Source organism: Psychrobacter sp. (genome assembly GCF_030457785.1).
GTDB lineage: Bacteria > Pseudomonadota > Gammaproteobacteria > Pseudomonadales > Moraxellaceae > Psychrobacter.
Genome location: NZ_JAKDUI010000249.1, coordinates 1 through 3,435 on the forward strand (window position 1 = coordinate 1; position 3,435 = coordinate 3,435).

The 3,435-nt window shown below is 45.0% G+C and carries 3 protein-coding genes; 1 reads left to right on the plus strand and 2 read right to left on the minus strand.

From position 1 onward, the window contains the following. The first annotated feature begins 123 nt into the window (after window positions 1-123). Complete coding sequence (gene miaB / locus L0J61_RS10095; protein WP_301466316.1) at window positions 124-1,614, plus strand: tRNA (N6-isopentenyl adenosine(37)-C2)-methylthiotransferase MiaB; 1,491 nt, start codon at window positions 124-126, stop codon at window positions 1,612-1,614. Window positions 1,615-1,751: 137 nt separating this feature from the next. Here the strand turns inward: miaB and L0J61_RS10100 are convergent, their stop codons facing one another. Together L0J61_RS10100 and L0J61_RS10105 are read right to left on the minus strand one after the other, a co-directional pair. Beyond that, on the minus strand, window positions 1,752-1,988 hold the full coding sequence (locus tag L0J61_RS10100) for a hypothetical protein (protein ID WP_301466317.1): 237 nt from the start codon (window positions 1,986-1,988) through the stop codon (window positions 1,752-1,754). A 148-nt stretch (window positions 1,989-2,136) separates the two neighbouring features. Next, window positions 2,137-3,351 carry an RtcB family protein gene (locus L0J61_RS10105; protein ID WP_301466318.1) on the minus strand — a complete coding sequence of 405 codons (1,215 nt, stop codon included), beginning with the start codon at window positions 3,349-3,351 and terminating at the stop codon, window positions 2,137-2,139. Window positions 3,352-3,435: the final 84 nt, after the last annotated feature.

Genomic DNA, 3,435 nt, shown 5'->3' on the forward strand with positions numbered 1-3,435 from the left:
TCTATCATAATAGCCACCAATTACCCTTGCTAATTTTTCACATTGGCAGAGGGTTGTGATAAAATACGCCACCTATTAAACGGCTACCCCGCTATATCTTTAGTCAATCACGGACTTATCCTTATGAGTGTTACTGTATTTAACCCCCGCATCAATGACGACGCTGCCGCAAAAACTGCTACTGCACCTACCGTCACTGCACTCAAAGAACCAAGTTCAGCTCAATCTCCTGTCAGTAAAGCTGCGGCGAAAAAAGTTTTCGTCACTACTCAAGGCTGCCAGATGAATGTCTATGATTCTGACAAGATGCTAGACGTGCTCGGTGACTCGCACGGCATGGAGGTCACGCACGATATAGATGAAGCTGATGTGCTATTGATGAACACCTGCTCTATCCGTGAAAAAGCGCAAGAGAAAGTGTTTTCAGAGCTGGGTCGCTGGCGCAAGCTAAAAGAAAAACGCCCCGATCTTGTCATCGGCGTGGGCGGTTGTGTGGCTTCACAAGAAGGCGACAACATTCAAAAGCGTGCGCCTTATGTCGATATGGTTTTTGGACCGCAGACTTTGCACCGTTTGCCAGAATTATATGACCAGTCGAACGAGCAGCGCGATATCTCACCGAAAAACCGAATCGGTACGATTGACGTATCTTTCCCTAGTATCGAAAAGTTTGATTTTTTACCTGAACCTCGTGTCGAAGGCTATAAAGCTTTTGTCTCTATCATGGAAGGCTGCTCTAAATATTGCTCATTTTGCGTCGTGCCTTATACCCGCGGTGAAGAGTTGTCTCGTCCACTAGACGACGTCTTGGCTGAAATCGACAGCTTGGCAGACCAAGGTATCCGTGAAATCAACTTACTGGGTCAAAACGTCAACGGCTATCGCGGTGAAAAAGACGATGGCAGTATTTGCCGTTTCGCTGAGCTACTACATTATGTTTCGCACATCGATGGTGTCGAGCGCATTCGTTATACCACAAGCCATCCGCTAGAATTTACCGACGATATTATTGATGCTTATGCACAATTACCAGAGCTAGTCTCACACTTGCACTTGCCTGTTCAAAGTGGCTCCAATGCTATTCTGGCAGCGATGAAACGCAATCATACGATTGATGTTTATATCAATCAGATTGATAAGCTAAAAGCCATTCGTCCCGATATTCACTTATCGAGCGATTTTATCATTGGCTTCCCTGGTGAAACCGATCAAGACTTCCAAGATACTTTAAACTTGGCCAAAGAATTGAACTTCGATCATTCTTATAGCTTCATCTACTCTAAACGTCCAGGCACACCGGCTGCGGAGTTACCTGACGATGTGAGCTTCACCACCAAAAAAGCACGCCTTGCAGAGTTCCAAAAAGTAATCGTTGATTCGACACTCGCTAAAACTCATGAAATGGTCGGTACTACCACTCGCGTCTTGGTTGAGCAGGTTGCCAATCGTCATCCTGACTGCTTAATCGGAACGGCAGACAACACACGTACGGTTATGTTCCCTTATGACGTTGCACAAATGGACGAACTGCTCGGTAAAATCGTCAACGTGCGTGTGACGGATTTTGTTAGCCCGCACATGGTCAAAGGTGAGTTAATTGAAGTGTTGGCTTAGGTCGCATTGAAAATAACGATACTGAAAATAACGATACTGAAAATAACGATACTAAGAAAAATACTGGCCCTATATAAGAAAAAGCCCTTTCGCTAAATATAACGAAAGGGCTTTTTTTGGTAAATTACAGCAGATCATCATTCTGACAACCAATCCGTCTGACGCAAACGCTGCTTCGTCTCACGGCGGCGTTTTCTACGGACGATATCGATGTCTTCTTTTTCATGAATACCACCCTTTCTCAAGAGCGGATCCAGTGCCAAATAATTACGTGGTTTGACTACTCCAAGCGAATGCTGAGCACCTGATTCAGCTTGCTGCTCTAACTGCCGTTCAATCTGTTTGGCCTTTTTTAAGGTTTGTTTTAAGCTCATATTGTTACCTATTCTTTAATGCTATTTAGAGACCAATGCCGAAAACCATCTTAGCGAGAAAAACGAGCGGAAATTGCACATCTAGTACATTAAACGATTAGTACATTAGGCAATGTTGACGAAGCTAAAATGATTTGCAGGCTTGGTATTAGCCTTTGATACACATGACTTGCTTCAGCGTATGCACCACTTCGACCAAGTCGGTTTGGTTCGCCATTACCTCATCAATGTCTTTGTAAGCACCAGGTATTTCATCGATAACGCCTTTGTCTTTACGACATTCGACGCCGTCTGTCTGTGCTTTTAGCTCATCGACAGTAAACGCGCGTACCGCTTTACCTCGACTCATCTGACGACCTGCACCGTGTGAACACGAACAAAAAGATTCGTCGTTACCCAAGCCGCGCACGATGAATGATTTCGCACCCATAGAGCCTGGAATGATACCTAGTTCGCCATCGTATGCACTGATGGCGCCTTTGCGCGTCACATAGACCTGCTCACCAAAATGCACCTCTTCGTTGACATAATTATGATGACAGTTGATGGCTTCTTTGGTCAGCTGAAACCTCGGCAACCCCGCTTGTGGTGACTGTAATGACTTAATCACTAAACGCATCATCTCGCGGCGGTTTTCCATTGCATAATCTTGCGCCCAGCCAACCGCCTCGACATAATCGGCAAAGCTATCAGAGCCTTCGGCAAAATAAGCCAAATCGCGGTCGGGCACATGACCAAAACGTGATTGACGTTCTTTTTTAGCCAAATTAATAAAGTAGCGACCGATACAGTTACCGATGCCTCGACTTCCCGAATGCAGCATTACCCAGACGTCGTTATTCTCATCCAAGCACAGCTCAATGAAATGGTTGCCACCACCTAACGTGCCCAACTGTTTTGCCCAAGTACGCTCAAAACCTTTCAGCATTTTGAGCAAACCTGGATGTTTGTCAGTGATAGGTTTTAGGTGCTTTCCTAAGGGGTCAAGCGTTGAGTTTTTGGCTTGGATTTGCTTGTGCATGTTGAAGCCGACAGGTACTTGCTGCTCCACTATCGACCGCAATGACTTCAAGCTATCAGGCAAATCGTTTGCCGTCAGTGATAGACGTACAGCGTTCATGCCACAGCCGATATCGACGCCCACTGCCGCTGGAATGATGGCTGACTTGGTCGGAATCACACTGCCAACCGTCGCGCCCTTACCTACATGCACATCAGGCATCACCGCAATATGCGAGTGAACAAACTCTAGCTGCGCCAAATTACGTAACTGCTGCATCGCGCCTTGCTCAACATCTGAGGTATAAATTTTAACGGGTACACCGTTTTTACGATTTTTATTTAATACTAATTGAATGCTCATTGCATTATTTCCATTTTATTATTTTTGAACCATACTTATTTCTTGAATGACTTATTCTGATGGTTTTAGAATATTATTTATCTT